Raw genomic sequence first — 18,388 nt, 5'->3', positions numbered from 1 at the left:
AGATAAGGCAGGGAACAATGAAGTTAAATGCGCACAAAACTCTGATCAGTATCGCCGCTATTGCGATGCTTGGGCTCGCTGGCTGCGCCAGCAGCGGCGTCAGCCAACCCACTCCAACGGCGGACGCTGATCCGCTCGTCGCCGAGGCGAAGGCCGAGGGATCGGTCACGCTCTACAGCTCGGTCGAGGAGGCGGCCACCATGGCGTTCACCGAGTCGTTCACCGAGAAGTACGGCATCCAGGTCGACGTTGTGCGTCTCACGAGCGCGCAGTTGGCGCAGCGGTTCTCGGCCGAGTCCGCGGCCGGGGCATCGGCGGCCGATGCCATCCTCGTGTCCCGCACCGGCTTCACCGCTTCGGCCATCGAGGAGGGTTGGTTGGTGCCGCTCGACGAAGCCGACCTGCCGGACTACCCCGGTGACCTCGATAGCCAGTTCGTGCTGCCCGACGAGGGTACGGCGGTCACGATCATCCAACCTGCAGGCATTGCCTACAACACGGACCTGGTGGATGCCGCGGACGTGCCGAAGACCTGGAGCGATCTGTTCGACTCCTGGGACGGCAAGATCGCGATTCCCGACCCCGCGTCCTCGGCTTCCTACATCGCGGAGTGGCTCGCGGTCGCAAAGGCGAGCGGCGATGACAAATTCCTCGAGAGCTTCGGCGATCAGGACCTCAAGATGTATGCGAGCGGTGTTCCTGCCGCGCAGGCGGTCGCCGCCGGCGAAGTGGTATTCAACGTGATGGGCCTGCCGTCGCACATCGTCGAGCTGAAGGAGGCCGGTGCGCCGATCGACTTCGTCATCCCGGACCTCACCAGTGGCGCAGAAGTCGTCGTCGGTATCTCGGAGCAGGCAAAGAGCCCTTACGCGGCGAGACTGCTCGTCCAGTACGCTCTGACGGCGGAGGGCAGCGGCGTCCTCGCCGACGCGGCCGGTGCAGTTTCGCCGTTCGACGCGGGCAACCTGCCGTTGGAATACGTGTCGCCCGACCTCGCGTCGGTCACGAGCCAGCAGGACTCGGTGCTGACCAAGTTGGGACTCAAGTGATCACCCTGCGCGCACGAAGGGTGCACTAAATGGTCACGATCGCACCCCAACGGAGCGACCGTCGCCCGGGGGTGGGGCGTGCTCCCCGCCCCCGGCTGACGCCCTTCAAGATCGTGGCTTTCACGGCCGCGCTCCTGCTCGCGCTGCTCGCGACTTATCCGATCCTGCGCGTCGTCATCGCGATGGTGTTCGTGGACGGCCGGTTCACGCTCGAGCCGCTGTTGGCGGTGTTCTCGGTGCCGGACCTCTGGGAGCTCGTAGCCAACACGGTTATCGTCGTGGTAGCCAGCGGAGCACTCGCCCTGGTGATCGGCACCGTGCTCGCCTGGCTCAACGCCAGAACCGACGCGCGCATCGCCGGACTCACGGATGCCCTGCCGATGATCCCCTTCCTGCTACAGCCGATCGCCGGCGCCATCGGCTGGGTTCTGCTCATCTCTCCGACCGCCGGGCTGCTCAATGCGGCCATCCGCGATGGCCTGGGATTTCTCGGCATTCATCTCGAGTCGGGGCCGTTCGACATCTTCAGCTGGGGCGGCTTGATCTTCGTCTATACCCTCTACCAGGTGCCCTACGTGTTTATGCTGGTCAACACCGGCCTGAGCAACAGCGACTCCAGCCTCGACGAGCAGTCCTGGATCAGCGGAGCGACCAAGTGGCAGACAATTCGCCGGGTCACGCTTCCGGCGATCAAGCCGAGCATCGGCGGGGCCGTCCTGTTGATGGCTTGGCAGGGGTTCTCGCTGTACTCGGTGCCCGTCATCATCGGCTCAGGTGCCGGCATCGACGTGCTCTCGGTGCGCATCGTCAAGCTGTTGTCGTTCACCTACCCGGCGCAGACGTCGACCGCGGTCGGGCTCAGCTTCATAGTCCTCCTGTTCGTCGGCACGCTGTGGTACCTGCAATCGCGCCTGCTGCGCGGCGGGCGCAACGCGACGCTCGGCAGCAAGGGCCAGCGGTTCGTGCGGCTGCGCCTCGGCAAATGGAAGTGGCCGGCCCGTGCGCTTATGTTCGCCTACGGCCTGCTCGCCATCGTGATGCCCGTCGGCGGGCTGCTGCTGGTGTCGCTAAACGGGTACTGGACCCCCAAGATCGACTGGGCGGGTATGAGTCTCGACTCAATAGTCAAGTCGGTCTTCCAGGATGGGCAGACCCTGATTGCGGTTCAGAACAGCGTGTGGATCGCGACCGTCGGAGCGACGGTCGGCATGGTGCTGGCGGCCCTTGTGGCACTGCTCGTGCTCCGGTCGCGGAGTCGCGTCGTCCGCGTGCTGGACGGGGCGATCAAGCTGCCGTCGGTCTTCTCCCACCTCGTGATCGCGGTAGGGTTTATCCTTGCGTTCGCCGGACCGCCCTTCAACCTGGGCGGGACCACGCTCATCCTGCTGATGGTTTACATCAGCATCTACCTTCCACAAGCATCGGTCTCGGCCGATTCCGCGGCGAACCAGATAGGCCACGACCTCTCCGAGGCTTCGCAGATCAGTGGTGCGGGCGGCACCCGCACATTCATGCGGATCTACTTCCCCCTGATGCTCTCTGGGCTGGTGGCAGGCTGGGCGTTCCTGTTCGCCCGGATGGTCGGCGACCTCACGGCGACTGCCGTACTGGCGGGCACCACGAACATGGTGGTCGGTTTCCGCATCCTGCAGATCTTCGAGAACGGATCGTACGCGGCACTCGCGTCGCTCGCTGTGGTTCTCACCGTGATCACGACGGTAATGGTCGGACTCTCTCTGATGCTCGGCATGTGGCAAAGCCGCTGGCAACGCAGGAAAGTGCGCCCCCAAAAACGAGCAGTACGAGCAGCACGAAAGGAGGCGTCATGAAGTCGATGACGATGGAGAAGAGTGTGGCGAAGCAGCAGAAGGACGGATCCGGGGCCCCAGGGCCGGTGGTCCGCGCCAGTGGCCTGAAGAAATACTTCCGTCGCGTCGACGGCACCGAGGCAGCCGCAGTCAACGACGTGTCGTTCGAGCTGCAGCAGGGCGAGTTCATGGTGCTGCTCGGCCCGAGCGGCTGCGGAAAGACGACACTGCTGCGGATGGTCGCCGGCCTCGAGGTGCCCGATGAAGGCACCGTCGAGATCGACGGCCGCACGGTGTTCTCGCGCGAGGAGGGGATCTCGGTGCCGCCGGAACGGCGACAGATCAACATGATCTTCCAGTCCTACGCCCTCTGGCCGCACATGACGGTGGCGCAGAACGTCGGGTACCCGCTGCGCAGCCGCTCGGAGAAGCTGTCGCAGTCCGAGATCGCCGAGCGCGTGGCGAACGCGCTCGATCTCGTGCATATCCGGGAGTTGTCAGGACAGTATCCGGACCAGATGAGCGGCGGTCAGCAGCAGCGCGTTGCGTTGGCCCGGGCGCTCGTCTCCGGCACCAATCTGGTGCTGTTCGACGAGCCGCTCTCCAATGTGGATGCGCATGTGCGCGAGCAACTGCGCTCCGAGCTCGTGCACATGCAGCGCGACCTGGGATTCTCGGCCATCTACGTGACTCACGACCAGCAGGAGGCGATGGGCCTTGCCCACCGCATCGCAGTCATGCGCACCGGTGAGTTCGCGCAGGTGGGAAGCCCGCGCGAGGTATACCACGAGGCGACGTCACGGTACGTCGCGAACTTCGTCGGCGTCTCCAACGAGCTGCCCGGCCGGATCACCTCGGTCAACGCCGACGACGGCGTGCTCGACACGGCGGTCGGCAGCGTGGCCGGGAGAGTAGGCTCCGACCTGCTCGCGGCGGGAGACGCGGTGACCGCGCTGTTCCGTCCGGAGCGCGCATCCGTCTCGATGCTGCAAGGAAAGCAGAACTCGCTTCCCGGGGTCATCGAGGCCGCCCTGTTCCTCGGGCCGCACACCGAGTACGAGGTGCAGTGCGGCGACCATCGTTTCCGCATCTGGGAGAACGACATCGCGCAGCTCGAAGTCGGCGCGCAGGTCTTCGTCAACATCTCGCCGGACGACGTGCGACTGCTCGCATCATGACCACCACATTCAAGCCACAACAGAGGAGATTCATGTTCGACGACGAATTCGATGTCGTGATCATCGGCGCCGGGAACGCTGCGTTCTCGGCCGCCCACGCTGCGCGAGAGGAGGGTGTCAGTGTCTGCATGCTCGAAAAGACCGGTCCGGATGAACTGGGCGGCAACTCCTATTTCACTCTGGGGTCGTTTCGCACCACTTACAACAACCTCGACGACCTCGTGCCGCTGCTGCACGACTTCGATGAAACTACGACCGCCCAATACGACCTCGACCCATACACCGTCGAGCACTTCTCGGCTGACATGGAGCGCCTAACGAAGGGCCGCACCGATCGCACGCTGATGCGGATCCTCGTCGAGAACTCCTTCACGACGTTGCGCTGGCTGGCCGGCCACGGCATCAAGTTCATCCTGCAGTCCGACAACCAGGTGTTCGAGGTGAACGGGCGCAAGAAGTTCTGGGGCGGCGGCACCATCGCGGTCGAGGGCGGCGGGATCGGCTTGATCGAGCAGCATCGCCAGAACGCGGAGGGCGCCGGCATCATGATCCGTACCGAGCACCAGATGGTCGACTACGTGCGAGACGATGACGGCTCCGTCATCGGCGTGACCTGCCGCACGCCGGAGGGCGTCCGCCGGATCGGCGCCCGGAGCGTCGTCCTCGCGGCCGGCGGTTTTGAGGCTGACACCAGGCTGCGCGCCGTGCACCTGGGCCCCGGATGGGACACCGCTAAGGTGCGGGGCAGCCGGTACAACACCGGGGAGGCGCTCATGAAGACGCTCGAGATCGGGGCGCAGCCATACGGGAACTGGTCGGGCGCGCACGCGGTCGCCTGGGACATCAATGCGGGACCGTTCGGCAATCGGGTGCTCACCAACAAGCTCCAGCGACACTCCTACCCGTTCGGCATCACGGTCGACTCCCAGGGTCGGCGGTTCTTCGACGAGGGCTCCGACTTCCGCAACTACACGTACGCGCAGATGGGGGCCGCGATCCTCAACAAGGCGGGTGGCCTGGCCTACCAGATCTTCGACCAGGGCGGTTCCGACTTCCTCCGCACCGACTACGGGCACGACGGTGCCATCCGCATCGAAGCGGACACGATTGCTGGTCTGGGAGCCGAACTCGGCCTGCCCGCCGGGTCGCTCGAGGAGACTGTCGAAGAGTTCAATGCGGCGGTCGGCGACGGAACCTTCGACCCGACCGTGCTCGACGGACTTTCGACGTCGGGGATCGTGCCGCCGAAGAGCAACTGGGCTCGCCGCATCGAGACCGGGCCGTTCATCGCCTATCCGGTCGGCTGCGCGATCACCTTCACGTACGGCGGCGTTCGCATCGACGAGGACACCCGTGTGCTCGACCAAGGCGACCGCGTTATCCCTGGCCTGCACGCTGCCGGTGAGGTAGTCGGTGGCTTGTTCTACGACAACTATCCCGGTGGCGCCGGCCTGATGTCGGGTGCCGTGTTCGGCTTCCGCGCGGGGAAGGCGGCGGCGGCGGACGCAGGCTCGCGGGGATGAGCGCGAGCACCGACACCGTACTCCTTGGCCGTACCGGTGTCCGCCTGCCGCGCTTGGCGATCGGTACCGCGACATTCGGTCTCCAGACCGATGAGGGTGCAGCGCGCCAGATCCTCGACTTCGCGCTCGATCGGGGGCTGGGATGGCTCGACACCTCCACCAGCTACCCGTTGGGGTCCGGCGCGGACACCGTCGGGGTCACGGAGTCCCTAATCGGTCGATGGATGGTCGGACGGCGGGAGCGCATATTCCTGGCCACCAAGGTCTACAACCGGACCGGACCAAATCCGTGGGAGATCGGGCTTTCGCGCAAGCACGTGCTGTCGGCGGTCGAGGGGTCGCTGGAGCGGCTCGGGACCGACCACATTGATCTGCTGCAGTTGCACAGGTTCGACACCAGCACGCCGCTCGATGAGACGCTCGCGGCCATAGACACGCTCATCCAGCAGGGCAAGGTGCGCTACATCGGGTGCTGCAACTTCATGGCGCACCAGATCGCGCAGACGCTTGGATGCAGCGACGCCGATCGACTGCCGCGCGTACAGACTGCACAAGTACGCTATAACGCCCTGATGCGCGGGGCTGAGATGGAGACTCTTCCGCTGTGCGCGCAGCAGGGAGTATCGGTCCTGGCCTTCAACCTGCTCGCGGGCGGCGTTCTCACCGGCAAGTACAAGCGCGACCAGACGCCCGACGCTGGCCGCTTCGACGATAGTGCCGCGGGGCAGCGGTACAAGCAGCGGTACTGGAGCGATTCGAATTTCGACACCGTCGATCAGCTGCAGGCGATCGCCGATCGGGCCGGCACGTCCCTGGGCGCGCTCGCATCAGCCTGGGCGATGCGCCAGCCGGGCGTCACCGCCCCGATTGTCGGGGTGAGCCGGCTCGACCAGTTCACCCTCGTCACGGACTCGCTCGACCTGGAGCTGCCGGACGAGGTCTGGAGGGAGGTTGACGAAGCGACCCTTAAACACCGGCATTTCACCCCGGATCTCGAGTTCGAGTCCAGCTGAATCACCATCTCGACACAAAAATAAGGAGCATCATGACCACCGACGCACCACAGCGGGCCTTCCCGTTCCTCCGGCTCAACGAGCGTCCGGGCAAGCCCCGCACGGTCGGCCTGACCGAGATCCGCGGCCCTTACTACACCTCATTCGGCCCCGATCACCTGCTCGACCTGCTCGACTCGGTCGGGCCTCACGTCGACATCTTCAAATTCCCTGGCGCCTCCATGCCGCTCATGTCGGAGACCACCCTCCGGAAGTTTATCGACGGATGCCACGAACGCCAGGTCGAAGTATCCACCGGCGGTCTCATTGAGTTCGTGCTCACGCGCGGCCCTGAAGCGGTGGACAAGTACTTCGAGGCGATCAAGAACTACGAGTTCGACATCGTCGAGATCTCCGTCGGAATGCTGGCCATCACATCCGACGACTATCTGCGCCTCATCGAGCGCGGAGCGAAAGCTGGGCTCAAGGTGAAGGCGGAGATCGGCATCCAGTTCGGCGCCGGCGGGACCACGTCGATCGAAGAGCTCGCATCGGAGGGCCAGGGCGACCCCGGCTGGGCAATCGCGCGCGCACGTCGGGCACTGGACGCCGGAGCCGACCTAATCATGATGGAGTCGGAGGGAGTAACGGAGCAGGTCAATACCTGGCGAACCGACGTGCCTGCCGCCTTCATCAACGAGTTCGGGCTCGAGAAGGTCATGTTCGAGGGAGCGGACCCCGCCGTCTTCGAGTGGTACGTGAAGAACTACGGCCCGGAGGTGAACCTCTTCATCGACCACAGCCAGATCTATCAGCTCGAGTGCCTGCGAGCGGGGATCTGGGGGACCAAGTCCACGTGGGGAAGGGTCGTCAGCTACAAGGGCTGATGAGAACTCCGCCTGAGGGCACGACGGCCGGCTGGCTCTGGCCGCTCGTCGTGTCCGCGGCGCTGAGCCAGACGGCCATCAACCTGGCTCGGCCGGTCATCACCTACGAAGCGCTCGCCCAGGACGCGGACGCGTTCGTGGTCGGCGTGATCTCTGCGGCGTTCGCGGTGACACCGGTCATCCTGACCCTGACGATAGGACGGATCGCGGCGCGGGCCAAGTTCCTCAGCCCGTTGCTCCTTGTCGGGGTCGTGGCAATCGCCGTGGGATGCGCGGTCCTACCGCTCGCCAACACTCTCGTGCTCATCGGGCTCGGCAGCGCGGTGCTCGGCATCGGCCAGATGGCCTTCACGATCGCCGGGCAGTCCTCGGTTGCCCGCTACGCGCGAGGCAGAGATATCGACAAGGGCTTCGGGTGGTTCACCGCCGCATTCTCGGTGGGCCAGTTAATCGGGCCGGTCCTCGCGGGCCTGGTGCTTGGCCATGATGTCGTGATCAACTCGGCGGGCATCCTCCAAGCGTTCCAGATCGCAGGCGTAGTCGCCCTGCTCGCAGTGGTGCCTCTGCTCTTGGTACGGAGGGGATTCTCCCGCGCGCTCCGAGCGGCACCGGTCCCCGCAGAGTCCAAGACGGCGACCGTGGACGAGTCGGCGTGGGCGATCCTCCGCCGACCGGGTATTGGCGTGAACATGCTCGCCAGCATCGCCCTGCTCGCCACGACCGAAGTACTCATAGCTTTTCTACCCCTGCTAGGTGCCGAGCACCGAATCGCACCTTCGATGATCGGGTTGATGCTCGGCGTTCGGGCGATGGCGTCGATTCTCTCGCGCGCATTCACCGGCACGTTGGTGGACCGGCTTGGCAGGGGCGTCCTCGTGGGGTCGAGCCTGGTCGTCGCGGCTGCCAGCTTCATCGTGCTCCCCTTTGTCGTGGACTGGATCTGGATAGCGCTCGTGGTCCTCACCATCGGCGGGTTCTTCCTCGGGCTCGGGCAGCCGATCACGATGACGCTCATCTCGCAGTCGGTTTCGGCAGGCGCGCGCTCATCGGCGCTCGCCCTCCGGCAGCTCGGGAATCGCTTTGGCCAGCTTCTCATTCCCCTCGGCGCCGGACTAGTCGTCGCGCCGCTGGGTGCGGGCGGCGCGCTTTGGTTGAGCGGGGGCCTGCTCGCCGCCGCGGCCGTTGCACGACTGCGGCGTACCCGCGGGCGCTGACCCGGGTCAGCGGACCCGCGCCTCGATCGCCTGCGCGGTCTCGCGCAACGACTGCCGCGCCCTCTCCGGATGCTGAGCGGCGTAGTCCTCGGAGTTGAAGGGGATCGAGATCGAGGCGATCACCCTGCCCGAGCTGTCGCGGATGCTCGTCGCCACGCAGGACACGCCGACCTGCCGCTCCTCGCGGTCGTAGGAGAATCCCGTCGCCCTAACCTCCGCGAGCTCGGCGAGCAGTCTGGCGGGGGACGTGATGGTGTACTTGGTGTACGTGCGCAGCCCGTGGCCGATGAGATCGTCGACGAACGGTTCCGGCGCCCAGGCGAGCAGGATCTTGCCCAGGCCGGTAGCGTGCAGCGGGTTCCTCGTGCCTGGGCGCGTGCGGGCACGGCCCGTGGCCTGGCCGACCTTAAGCAGGTAGATCAGCTCGAAACCCTCGCGCACCGCGAGATGGACGTTCCGCTTGGTCAGGATGTTTAGGCGCTCCATGGGGAGTTGGGCGAGATCGGTCAACCCGCGCAGCAACGGCACCTGGGATCCGACCTCGAACATCCAGATCGAAAGACGGTACCGGCCACTGTCGATCCGCTCGATCGCGCCGGCCTCAGTGAGGCTCACGAGCATGCGATGCGCGCTCGCGCGGGTCATCCCGAGCAGCGATGCGCACTGGCTCGCACCGAGGTGACGGTGCGAGCGGAAGAGGTCGAGCACCTGAAACGCTCGGATCACCGTCGAGGAGGCGTCTGTTGCCACACTCGATTCTCCCTTATCGACGCGGGTCGAACCAAACGCCGACGAGACTCATCTAATGTGCTCGCGAAATGGGGTGCGTGCCTCATTTGTGTTTTGCTCGCGAAATTCCGGCCAGGCCGTTGGTTTCAGCGTAGTAGTTCTGTTCGTATTCGTCGGGGGGAATGTTCCCGAGGGTGCTGTGGAGGCGTCGATTGGTACAACAACCACCGCCGCCTGCACGGCAGCGGCTGCCGAGCTTGTGGGCTGGAGTCGTGCCACCCTCTACCGCCACCAAGCCGACGGCAATCCTCCCCGGGCGGCAGGGTCGTTGTAGCTATCAAGCCAAAACCGCCAATTCGCCGCGCTGCGCCGATCACGCCAACCCCTCTTACACAACATTTCCGACGGACACCGTGCCGGACGGTTCCTCGGGCGCAGCGGTCGAGGTCTATCTGTGCGTCCCCGTCGTTGGTTCTGATCTGGGTGAATGGTTGGTCGGCGCGTCGGGCTGGCACCCAGCAGCCGGATCTCAGGATAGGACGTTTGCGGAACGAGTTCGTTCGGTTTACGTTGGGACGACAATCGTGCTCTCGCGTTCGGTGATCGTCGGGACCTCGAGGTGAACCTGCCCATCCAGTTCACGTCGGCCGTCGAGCCCGGCGACCAGCAACTCGACCGCCCGAGCCGACACCACGTTCGGCACGAAGTCGATTGTGGTAAGCGGGACGATCTGTTGCGGCGCGTCCTCCCCTGATCCGATCAGCGACACGTCTAGGCCCGGCCTGCGGCCCTCAAGCATGAGCGACTCCTGCAGCATCGCCTGCACCCCCGAGTCGGGTACCAAGAACGCGGGGTAGTTTGAGGCCTCGAGGCCACTGCGCACCGCCCGGCCGATTGTCTCGCGATGTGCACCCCCTTCCACCTGCAGTACCTCGATGCCACTCCGTTGAGCGGCGGCGGCGACGCCGGCGTCGAAGCGTTCGATGAAGTTCACGTCGCGCTGCCGTAATCCGGAAGGCCAGTCGACGAATGTCACCTGCCGGTGCCCTCTGGCGGCCAGGAAGTCGACAGCGAGCTCCGCCGCGGAGCGGTAGTCCGCGTCGACGCAGGTGATTGACTCGGCATCTCCTGGCACACCGATAACGACGACCGGGACCTTCAGATCTCTGACGACGGGGATGCGCTCGTCGTCGGTCTCCACTTGCATGAGGATCAGCCCATCGCAGATCTGCTCGCCGATCACCCGCTGCATACCGCTCGCTCCTTCGTCTTCGGTGACGAGGAGGATGTCGTGCCCGTGCCCACGTGCCTCGGAGGCGATCACCTGAATGAAGCGCATCAGAGAGGCGGCCTCGATGCGCGGCGAGAGTGGGATCATCAGGCCCACCACGTGACTCCGTTTCGCTGCGAGTGCCCGCGCTCGCGAATTCGGTTGGTAGCCGAGGCGTGTCATCGCCTCATCGACCCGGCGCAGCGTGTCGTCTGATAAAGGCCGCTTGCCGCTCATCACATACGAGACGGTGCTCTGGGAGACTCCCGCTTCACGGGCAACATCTCGGCTGGTGACCATCGTTACTTTCTTGATTGGGACGGAACCGATGCTAGTGGGTTCTCCAGCGACCGCTCGGCAACGATTAGCATAGTCGATACGCATCGACAGCAGAAAGGCGCCATGTTCGAGAACCGCCATGACCCGCTCGTGTTCGCACTTGGAGTCGAAGACACTTTCATCACTCAGACGTCCCAGGGCGAACGACCACTCGATGAGTATGAGCTCACGCAGCACTACACGCAGTGGCCCTTTGACCTGGCGGCCGTCGCGTCGACAGGGGCCACCGCACTGCGCTGGGGTATCCCGTGGCATCGAGTGAACCCCGAGCCCGGACGCTGGGACTTCTCGTGGGTGGATCAGGTCGCCGACAAGCTGAGCGAGAGCGGCGTCGAGCCGATCTGGGATCTCGTGCACTACGGTACCCCCACGTGGTTGGTCGGAGAGTTCGCCCATCCCGACTATCCCGAGCGCGTGGCTGAATACGCCGGCCGGGTGGGCGAGCGCTTCGGCGACCGCTTCCCTTGGTTCACCCCCCTGAACGAGCCGCTGCTAAACATCCTGTATTGCGGCCGCTACGGATTCTGGCCCCCGTATCGCGAGGGCGACGAGGGTTTCGTCTCCATGCTGCGAGCCATCTCCCGAGGGATCGTGCTGAGCGAGGAGGCGTTCCGTTCCGCAGCAGGAACCGGTTCCCGATCGATGCACGTGGAGGCCGCGATCCGCTATGTCGCTGCGGACCCCTCTGCGGCAGACGATACGCGCTTCCTCGTTGGGCAGTCGTACCTTCCGCAAGACCTCGTCACCGGACGGGTCGACGGCGGCCACGAGCTCGCCACTTATCTGCAGCAGCATGGCATGTCGGACGAGGACCTCGACTGGTTCGTCCAGCATGCTACCGCTCCGGACGTGATCGGTGTGAACTACTATCCCCAGGTCTCCACCGATCTCGTGCGGCTCGGTGGCCCGGATGGCGGGCCGACGAACGCGCGTCCGCATCCGAATGACTGGACCGACGGCATGGTCGACGTGCTGACATCGTTCGCGGATCGCTACCGCACGCCGGTTGTGCTCTCGGAGACTTGCAACCCCGGCAGTCACGATGATCGTCTGCAATGGCTCGACTCGTCGATCGCGGCGGTGCGTGCTCTCCGCGAGAATGGCGTGGACGTTCGCGGATACACATGGTGGTCTGTGATCGACATGGTGGAGTGGGACTACCGCACCTCAGCGGCACCTGTCGATCAGCACCTGCTCCGAATGGGGCTCTGGGACCTCGTACCCCAGCCCGACGGCCGGCTCGAGCGGCAGCGGAACGTCGTGGCTGACCGCTTCAGCGAGTACGCGAAGCGTCGTCGCTGACGCCTCGACTTGTCCGCCGCGGCATCAGGGTGCATAATCGTCGATACGTATCGATAGCACCTCACCCGACAAATCACAGAAAAGGAAGTTCGAAGATGAACTCGACTCGACGCCGTGTGCGCCTCGGCAGCGGCATCATCGCAACGGCCGCAGCGGTTGCACTTCTCGCCGGATGCGCCGGTCCCGCCGGGGGCGATCGCCCTGAAGGCGAGATCCACATAGCCGTCTACGGATCGGGAGACGTCTCCATCGAGCAGGACACGGTGGACCGCTTTAACGAGACCTCCGACGTGAAGGTCATTCTCGACCCGCTACCGGGCGGCGACAACTATCAGCAGAAACTGCGGACGATCATGGGCACCAACAGCGCGCCCGACATCTTCTTCAACTTCGGCTCTGGCAGCATCGAGGAGTATGTCGATGCCGGACTACTCATGCCACTGACCGAGTTCATCGAAAAAGATCCGCAGCTCGAGTCTGCCTTCCTCCCGTCGGTCTTCGACGGCGCCCGCCTCGACGGAGTCCCGTACGGCATCCCCATGCGCCCGGTCCAACCAGTGTTCATGTTCTATAACAAAGACGTGCTCGCCGAAGCGGGCATGGAGCCCCCGCAGACCTGGGAGGAACTCCTCACCGATGTCGACATCCTCATAAACATGGGAATCACTCCGATCGCCCTCGGCGGTGCCGACAAGTGGCCGACACTCACGTGGTTCCAGTACATGTACGACCGCGTCGCCGGCCCCCAGCTCATCAAGGACGCGGTCGCAGGAGACACCTCTGTATGGGACTCCGACGAGAGCCATCAGGCGCTGAGCGAACTGCGTGACCTCATCGACCGCGGCGCATTCGGCGACTCCTTCGACTCTGTGAGCTTCGTGGGTGGAGGTTCTGGGCAGCTAATGCGCGAAGGCCGCGCCGCCTTCGAGTTGCAGGGATCGTGGAATTACGGCTCGCAGCTCACAGCCGACCCGGACTTCACCGCGAACTCGCTCGGGTTCATGCCCTTCCCCGCGTTCGACGGTGGCGAAGGCGACCCAGGCAACATCGTCGGGAACCCGTCGAACTACTACTCGGTTCTGCAGGCGACTCGCTACCCGGATACCGTCCGGGACTTCCTGAAGCTCATGTACTCGCCGGAGGTAGCGCAAGCGCAGCTGGCGACCGGTGGCCTGCCAGCGACCACCACGGCGGCGGAACTCATCCCCGAATCCGCTGCTCCCGAGTTCGTGCAATTCACTTACGACTTGGTGGCAGCGGCACCGAATTTCCAGCTTTCTTGGGATCAGGCGTACCCGACGGCGAAGGCAACCACAATCCACAACGCGGTCGAGGACTTCTTCACCGGTCGACTTGATGCCGATGGCTTCATCGCAGTGATGAAGAGTCTTTGACTGTGACGGAAGGGTAGCGGCCGATGACCCGCCTGTCATCGTCGCCAGCCACCCGGGGGGGCGCAATGCGCCCCCCCGGCCTCGGCTGGGCGGCGCCCGCAACACTCTTCTTTGCGGTCTTTGCGATAATACCGCTCATCGTCATGGCGTGGCTCTCTTTCACCACATGGTCGGGGATCGGTAGCCCTGCCTTCGTCGGATCGGAGAACTGGGAACGCCTTGTTGCTGACCCCGCGTTCCAGCAGATCTTGTGGATCACCGTTGTCATCACTCTCGCCGCGATTCTCGTCCAGACTCCGATCAGTCTGCTGCTCGGAGTCTGGGCCGCGGGTGGCGGCCGCACCCGTGCAATCGTCTCGGCGATCTGCTTCGTGCCGCTTCTGCTGTCGTCGGCCGCAATTGCCGTGCTCTGGCGGGGGCTTCTCGACCCGAACTTCGGCATTCCCGGGGAACTGTCGGACCTCTTCGGCGGCAGCGGCAACGTGTTCGCCTCGCAGTGGAGCGCGATCATCGTGCTGACTTTTGTATCGGCGTGGCAGTATGCGCCATTCCACACCCTCATTTTCCAGGGAGGCGCCCGAGCGATCCCGGCGGTGCTTTACCAGGCCGCTGAGATCGACGGCGCAGGCAAGGTGCGTCAGTTCTTCAGCATCACCCTGCCGCAGTTGCGCAACAGCCTCATCACCTCTCTCATACTCGGCGTCGTAGGAAGCCTCACCACCTTCGACACGATCCTGATCCTGACCCGAGGAGGGCCTGGTGGCGCAACCACCAACACGGCTTACTTCATGTACACCACTGGCTTCCTCTCGTTCGATTTTGGGATGGGCAGCGCTGCCGCCACAGTGCTGGTGATAGCGGCCAGTCTGATCTCGTTCTTCCTCGTGCGGAGCACCGGATACGACCGGATGACCAGCGAGAAGGAGGGCGTCTGATGCGCCGAGGACACAACTACCTTGCAGGGGCCGCTGCCGGTGTCTGGCTGCTCATCATTGCCATTCCGCTCTATGCGATGGTCAGTTCCTCGCTGAAGACACGCACGGACTTTTCCAACAGTGGACCACTGGCGCTGCCTACCGAGCCGACGCTGCAGAACATGCTCGAGGTGATCGCAAGCTCGTTCCCGCGGTACCTGCTCAACACCGCCATCGTGACCGTCGCGGTCGTCGCGCTCGTCGTCGCGCTCGTCGTGCCGCTCGCCTACGTCGTAGTGCGCAACCGCGGCCGGGCCGTCTCCACGATCTTCCGTGTGTTCCTCCTTGGCCTTGCGATCCCCGTGCAGGCGGTCGCGATCCCGGTTTTCTACCTCATCAGCATCGCGGGGCTCTACGACAATCTCATCGGCGTGATCCTACCAACCGCAGCGTTCTGCCTGCCGGTATGCACCCTTGTGTTGAGCGGAGCCATGCGCGATGTTTCCCCCGAAATGTATGAGGCCCTTGCACTCGACGGAGGAGGGAGCTTCCGTGCCTTCTGGACTCTCGCGGTGCCGCTGTCGCGTTCCGGTATCGCCACTATCGTCGTGTACTCGGCGCTCCAGGCCTGGAACGGTTTCCTCTTCCCGCTGGTGCTCACCCAGTCTGTCGACACGAAGACGATCCCGCTCGGGCTCTTCGATTTCCAGACACAGTTCTCGGTGAATATGCCCGCTCTCATGTCGGCGGTCCTGCTGTCGACGATCCCGGTGCTGATCGTTTACCTCATTGCTCGACGCTCGCTCGTCCAGGGCCTGATGGGGATCGGTGGCAAGTAATAAATGACCAACAATAGAAGGGTCCCCTAATGGTGAGCTTCCGAGACCTCGGCGACGCAATCGAGATTCGGCAAGGACACGAGATCGTGCGTGTGACAGCTTGGGGAATTGGTGGCGCCCGCATACAGGCCGCTCAGTTCCGCATCGCCGACGGGCTTCCAGGTGCCCTCGACGAGCGCCCCGCCCATGGCCACATCGAGATCCGCATCGGCGGGGGTGAGGGGTTGCTCGTAAACGGAGACCTCACCGTCATCGTCGACTCCGACACGACGTCCGACTTCCCTCAGCCCCGACTGACTTTCCGCAGCACGACGACAGGTGAGCTACTGCTCCAGGAGCAGCGCGTGCACTTCAGTATGCCCGGATGCCGCATCTATCAAGGCAACCGCGGAGGCGCATATGCGATCGACCAGGTGTTCGAGCCCGCCGACGAGCGCCTGTATGGCATGGGGCAGCGCACCCACGGCCGGCTCGACCTCAAAGGCCTTTCCCTCGATCTGGTGCACCGCAACGCCGAGGTCAGCATCCCCTTCGTGCTCTCGAGCCGGGGGTACGGGATGTTATGGAATCACCCCGGTACTGGACGAGTCGATTTCGCCTCGAACAGCACCCGCTGGCATGCGGATCAGGCACGTGGAATTGACTACTGGGTGGTCGCCGGCGGAACTCCCTCCGCGATTCTCGAGCGCTACGCCGATGCAACCGGGCACGCCCCCGAACTGCCCAGCTGGGCGTCGGGGTTCTGGCAGTCGAAGTTGCGCTATCGCACGCAAGACGAACTGCTCGCTGTCGCGCGGGAACACCGGCGACGAGGCCTCCCGCTCTCAGTGATCGTCGCCGACTTCTTCCACTGGACCGCGATGGGCGACTACCGATTCGATCCCGAGCAGTGGCCCGATGTGCCCGCCATGGTGCGCGAACTCGACGAGCTCGACGTGAAGCTGATGGTGTCCATCTGGCCTACAGTCTCCCCACTCTCGGAGCACATCGCCCGCTATCGCGACGACGGCCTCCTGCTCGGCGCCGACCGGGGCATGCCATACCAGCTCTCGATGCGTGACAAGGGAATGGCGACCCCGCTACCCGTGTCGTACTACGACCCGACCAACCCCGACACACGCGCGTTCGTGTGGGACCTCGTGCGACGCAACTACCTCGTGCATGGCATCGATGTCTTCTGGCTCGATGCATCCGAACCCGAGTTGAACCCTGCCGACCCCGACAACGTGATGCTCTTCGCCGGGCCGGGGTCGGAGGCCATCAACATCTACCCCCGCGACAACGCTCGACTCTTCGCCGAAGGCATGGCGGCAGCAGGCCGTGAGCCCACCGTGCTGCTCACCCGATCAGCGTGGGCGGGGTCTCAGCGCTACGGGGTCGCGGTGTGGTCCGGCGACGTCCCGGCTACCTGGGACTCTCTCAACACTCAGGTGAGGGCAGGCCTCAACATTGCCATCTCCGGAATCCCGTGGTGGACGACCGACATAGGCGGATTCCACGGCGGAGACTCCCGCGATGCCGACTACCGTGAACTGCTCGTGCGATGGTTCGAGTACGGCACTTTCTGCCCGCTCTTCCGATTGCACGGCGACCGTATGCCGCGCGTGCCGGTCGGTCACGACATGACCGGCGGGCCGAACGAGGTCTGGTCGTATGGCGATGAGGCGCTTCCGATACTCACCGCGCACCTCGAACTGCGCGAACGGCTGCGCCCCTACCTCCACGAGCAGATGCGCCACGCGGCATCCGCAGGCATCCCCCCGATGCGCCCACTGTTTGTCGACTTCCCGAGAGACCCGCAGGCTTGGGAGATCGACGATCAGTTCTTGCTCGGGCCCGACCTTCTGGTGGCGCCGATCTTGGCAGCCGGCAAGCGCGCGCGACGCGTCTACCTTCCGGCTGGAGTCGACTGGGTCGATACTGCGAGCGGCGAGCAGCACGACGGCGGTGGGTGGCGTGAGGTGGATGCACCGCTCGAGCGGATTCCCGTATTCGCTCGCAGCGGGTCGGCGGTGCAGCAGGCGTTCAATACGCGATGAACGCCGACCACACTCGTCCGAGGCGAGCCCTGGAAAGACACCGCACTTCCCGCTGAGGAAACTGTCTCGCAACCCTAGGGATAAGAGAAGTCTCACGGCGGTGATCTGCGCTTTCTCAAAATCGTCAGAATTTCGCGGTGCTGCGAGTCTTATAACTACGTCGCATAACCTCTAGGTTGAATTACGGTACTCACCGTTAGTTATGAGACATCCTAGGAGCAGAGTGACGAAGCTGATCGGCTACGCGCGCGTATCGACGCGCCAGCAATCCACGGACCGGCAACAGGTCGACATTCTGGCCGCGGGCGTCCGCCGTGACGACCTCTACGTCGACCGGGGCATCTCCGGCGCTCGGGCATCCCGGCCAAACTTCGATCGAGCGCTCGACGCCCTCGAGGCCGGCGACACTCTCGTCATCACGACTCTGGACCGGCTGGGCCGATCGACACAGAACATGCTCGCGTTTGCCGAAGAGCTCCGCAGTCGCGGCGCCGGCCTTCGTGTGTTGAACCTGGGCGGCGGCGACGTCGACACAGCGACTCCGATGGGGTCGATGCTGTTTACGATCATGGCGGCGCTCGGGCAGATGGAACACGAAATCAAGCGCGAGCGCGTAGTCGATTCGATCAGCAAGCGGCGCGACGCCGGCAAGGATCTCGGCGGTCGCCCGCGGATCATCACCGACAGTCAAATCCGCAACGCCCGCCGGCTCGTAGAAGGTGGAGAGACGGCGGCGCAGGTCGCGCTCGATCTCGGAATGTCCCGAGCTACCTTTTACCGCCGGTCGCGCGCGTTGGTACTACTCCCAGAGCCATCTGATGACGAGACCTTCCTGGTCGACGACGCCAAATAACGATCACAGAACGCAGCCAAAGAGCGCCAAGAGTCACATCCGTTGTTCCCCCCAAATT

The 18,388-nt window shown here is 64.4% G+C and carries 15 protein-coding genes; 13 read left to right on the top strand and 2 right to left on the bottom strand.

Going from position 1 to position 18,388, the window contains the following annotated elements; genetic code table 11:
• Nucleotides 1-17: 17 nt before the first annotated feature.
• Genes K323_RS0100835 through K323_RS0100805 form a run of 7 tightly spaced genes read left to right on the top strand, consistent with a single transcriptional unit; the run spans nt 18 to nt 8,651 of the window.
• The gene (locus K323_RS0100835) at nt 18-1,049 is read left to right on the top strand and encodes an ABC transporter substrate-binding protein (RefSeq protein ID WP_022883394.1); all 1,032 of its coding nucleotides are present in this window, start codon (nt 18-20) and stop codon (nt 1,047-1,049) included.
• A 29-nt stretch (nt 1,050-1,078) separates the two neighbouring features.
• Complete coding sequence (locus K323_RS23460) at nt 1,079-2,878, top strand: ABC transporter permease (protein WP_022883393.1); 1,800 nt, start codon at nt 1,079-1,081, stop codon at nt 2,876-2,878.
• A complete protein-coding gene (locus K323_RS0100825; protein WP_022883392.1) occupies nt 2,875-4,035 on the top strand; it encodes an ABC transporter ATP-binding protein in 1,161 nt (386 codons plus the stop codon). Before K323_RS23460 ends, K323_RS0100825 begins: the two co-directional genes overlap by 4 nt.
• Before the next feature lie 32 nt (nt 4,036-4,067).
• Nucleotides 4,068-5,558, top strand: coding sequence for an FAD-dependent tricarballylate dehydrogenase TcuA (tcuA, locus tag K323_RS0100820; protein WP_026851060.1), 1,491 nt, complete (start codon nt 4,068-4,070; stop codon nt 5,556-5,558).
• Nucleotides 5,555-6,571, top strand: coding sequence for an aldo/keto reductase (locus tag K323_RS0100815; RefSeq protein ID WP_022883390.1), 1,017 nt, complete (start codon nt 5,555-5,557; stop codon nt 6,569-6,571). The genes tcuA and K323_RS0100815 overlap by 4 nt, the downstream gene beginning before the upstream one ends.
• A gap of 32 nt (nt 6,572-6,603) precedes the next feature.
• Nucleotides 6,604-7,437: a phosphosulfolactate synthase gene (locus K323_RS0100810; protein ID WP_022883389.1), complete on the top strand. Its 834-nt coding sequence runs from the start codon at nt 6,604-6,606 to the stop codon at nt 7,435-7,437.
• Nucleotides 7,437-8,651: an MFS transporter gene (locus K323_RS0100805; protein WP_022883388.1), complete on the top strand. Its 1,215-nt coding sequence runs from the start codon at nt 7,437-7,439 to the stop codon at nt 8,649-8,651. Before K323_RS0100810 ends, K323_RS0100805 begins: the two co-directional genes overlap by 1 nt.
• 6 nt (nt 8,652-8,657) lie before the next feature.
• On the opposite strand, the gene K323_RS23455 is transcribed toward K323_RS0100805, so the two are convergent.
• Both K323_RS23455 and K323_RS0100795 read right to left on the bottom strand, forming a co-directional pair.
• Complete coding sequence (locus tag K323_RS23455) at nt 8,658-9,377, bottom strand: IclR family transcriptional regulator (RefSeq protein ID WP_281170149.1); 720 nt, start codon at nt 9,375-9,377, stop codon at nt 8,658-8,660.
• Nucleotides 9,378-9,945: 568 nt separating this feature from the next.
• Entirely contained in the window at nt 9,946-10,950 is a 1,005-nt protein-coding gene (locus K323_RS0100795; RefSeq protein WP_022883386.1) for a LacI family DNA-binding transcriptional regulator, read from the bottom strand.
• Between the two features lie 102 nt (nt 10,951-11,052).
• Between K323_RS0100795 and K323_RS0100790 the strand changes: the two genes are divergently transcribed.
• From K323_RS0100790 to K323_RS23450, 6 genes are all read left to right on the top strand, one after another.
• The gene (locus K323_RS0100790; RefSeq protein WP_022883385.1) at nt 11,053-12,291 is read left to right on the top strand and encodes a family 1 glycosylhydrolase; all 1,239 of its coding nucleotides are present in this window, start codon (nt 11,053-11,055) and stop codon (nt 12,289-12,291) included.
• Nucleotides 12,292-12,386: 95 nt separating this feature from the next.
• The gene (locus K323_RS0100785) at nt 12,387-13,685 is read left to right on the top strand and encodes an ABC transporter substrate-binding protein (protein WP_022883384.1); all 1,299 of its coding nucleotides are present in this window, start codon (nt 12,387-12,389) and stop codon (nt 13,683-13,685) included.
• Nucleotides 13,686-13,750: 65 nt separating this feature from the next.
• Nucleotides 13,751-14,620 (top strand): carbohydrate ABC transporter permease, encoded by an 870-nt coding sequence (locus K323_RS0100780; protein WP_211219803.1) that lies wholly within the window; start codon nt 13,751-13,753, stop codon nt 14,618-14,620.
• On the top strand, nt 14,620-15,438 hold the full coding sequence (locus K323_RS0100775; protein ID WP_022883382.1) for a carbohydrate ABC transporter permease: 819 nt from the start codon (nt 14,620-14,622) through the stop codon (nt 15,436-15,438). Before K323_RS0100780 ends, K323_RS0100775 begins: the two co-directional genes overlap by 1 nt.
• A 29-nt stretch (nt 15,439-15,467) precedes the next feature.
• Nucleotides 15,468-17,477: a glycoside hydrolase family 31 protein gene (locus K323_RS0100770; RefSeq protein WP_022883381.1), complete on the top strand. Its 2,010-nt coding sequence runs from the start codon at nt 15,468-15,470 to the stop codon at nt 17,475-17,477.
• Between the two features lie 223 nt (nt 17,478-17,700).
• Nucleotides 17,701-18,330, top strand: coding sequence for a recombinase family protein (locus K323_RS23450; protein ID WP_022883380.1), 630 nt, complete (start codon nt 17,701-17,703; stop codon nt 18,328-18,330).
• Nucleotides 18,331-18,388: the final 58 nt, after the last annotated feature.

Source organism: Glaciibacter superstes DSM 21135 (assembly GCF_000421145.1).
In the GTDB taxonomy this organism is placed as follows: Bacteria; Actinomycetota; Actinomycetes; order Actinomycetales; family Microbacteriaceae; genus Cryobacterium; species Cryobacterium superstes.
Note: the sequence above shows the minus strand (reverse complement) of the source record. Positions and strands in the feature narration are given on the sequence as shown.

Bases quoted from the DNA above. Each gene is read 5' to 3' on its own strand.
- K323_RS0100835 (WP_022883394.1), top strand. From the start codon at position 18: ATGAAGTTAAATGCGCACAAAACTCTGATCAGTATCGCCGCTATTGCG.
- K323_RS23460 (WP_022883393.1), top strand. From the start codon at position 1,079: ATGGTCACGATCGCACCCCAACGGAGCGACCGTCGCCCGGGGGTGGGG.
- K323_RS0100825 (WP_022883392.1), top strand. From the start codon at position 2,875: ATGAAGTCGATGACGATGGAGAAGAGTGTGGCGAAGCAGCAGAAGGAC.
- tcuA (WP_026851060.1), top strand. From the start codon at position 4,068: ATGTTCGACGACGAATTCGATGTCGTGATCATCGGCGCCGGGAACGCT.
- K323_RS0100815 (WP_022883390.1), top strand. From the start codon at position 5,555: ATGAGCGCGAGCACCGACACCGTACTCCTTGGCCGTACCGGTGTCCGC.
- K323_RS0100810 (WP_022883389.1), top strand. From the start codon at position 6,604: ATGACCACCGACGCACCACAGCGGGCCTTCCCGTTCCTCCGGCTCAAC.
- K323_RS0100805 (WP_022883388.1), top strand. From the start codon at position 7,437: ATGAGAACTCCGCCTGAGGGCACGACGGCCGGCTGGCTCTGGCCGCTC.
- K323_RS0100795 (WP_022883386.1), bottom strand. From the start codon at position 10,950: ATGGTCACCAGCCGAGATGTTGCCCGTGAAGCGGGAGTCTCCCAGAGC.
- K323_RS0100790 (WP_022883385.1), top strand. From the start codon at position 11,053: ATGTTCGAGAACCGCCATGACCCGCTCGTGTTCGCACTTGGAGTCGAA.
- K323_RS0100785 (WP_022883384.1), top strand. From the start codon at position 12,387: ATGAACTCGACTCGACGCCGTGTGCGCCTCGGCAGCGGCATCATCGCA.
- K323_RS0100780 (WP_211219803.1), top strand. From the start codon at position 13,751: ATGCGCCCCCCCGGCCTCGGCTGGGCGGCGCCCGCAACACTCTTCTTT.
- K323_RS0100775 (WP_022883382.1), top strand. From the start codon at position 14,620: ATGCGCCGAGGACACAACTACCTTGCAGGGGCCGCTGCCGGTGTCTGG.
- K323_RS0100770 (WP_022883381.1), top strand. From the start codon at position 15,468: ATGGTGAGCTTCCGAGACCTCGGCGACGCAATCGAGATTCGGCAAGGA.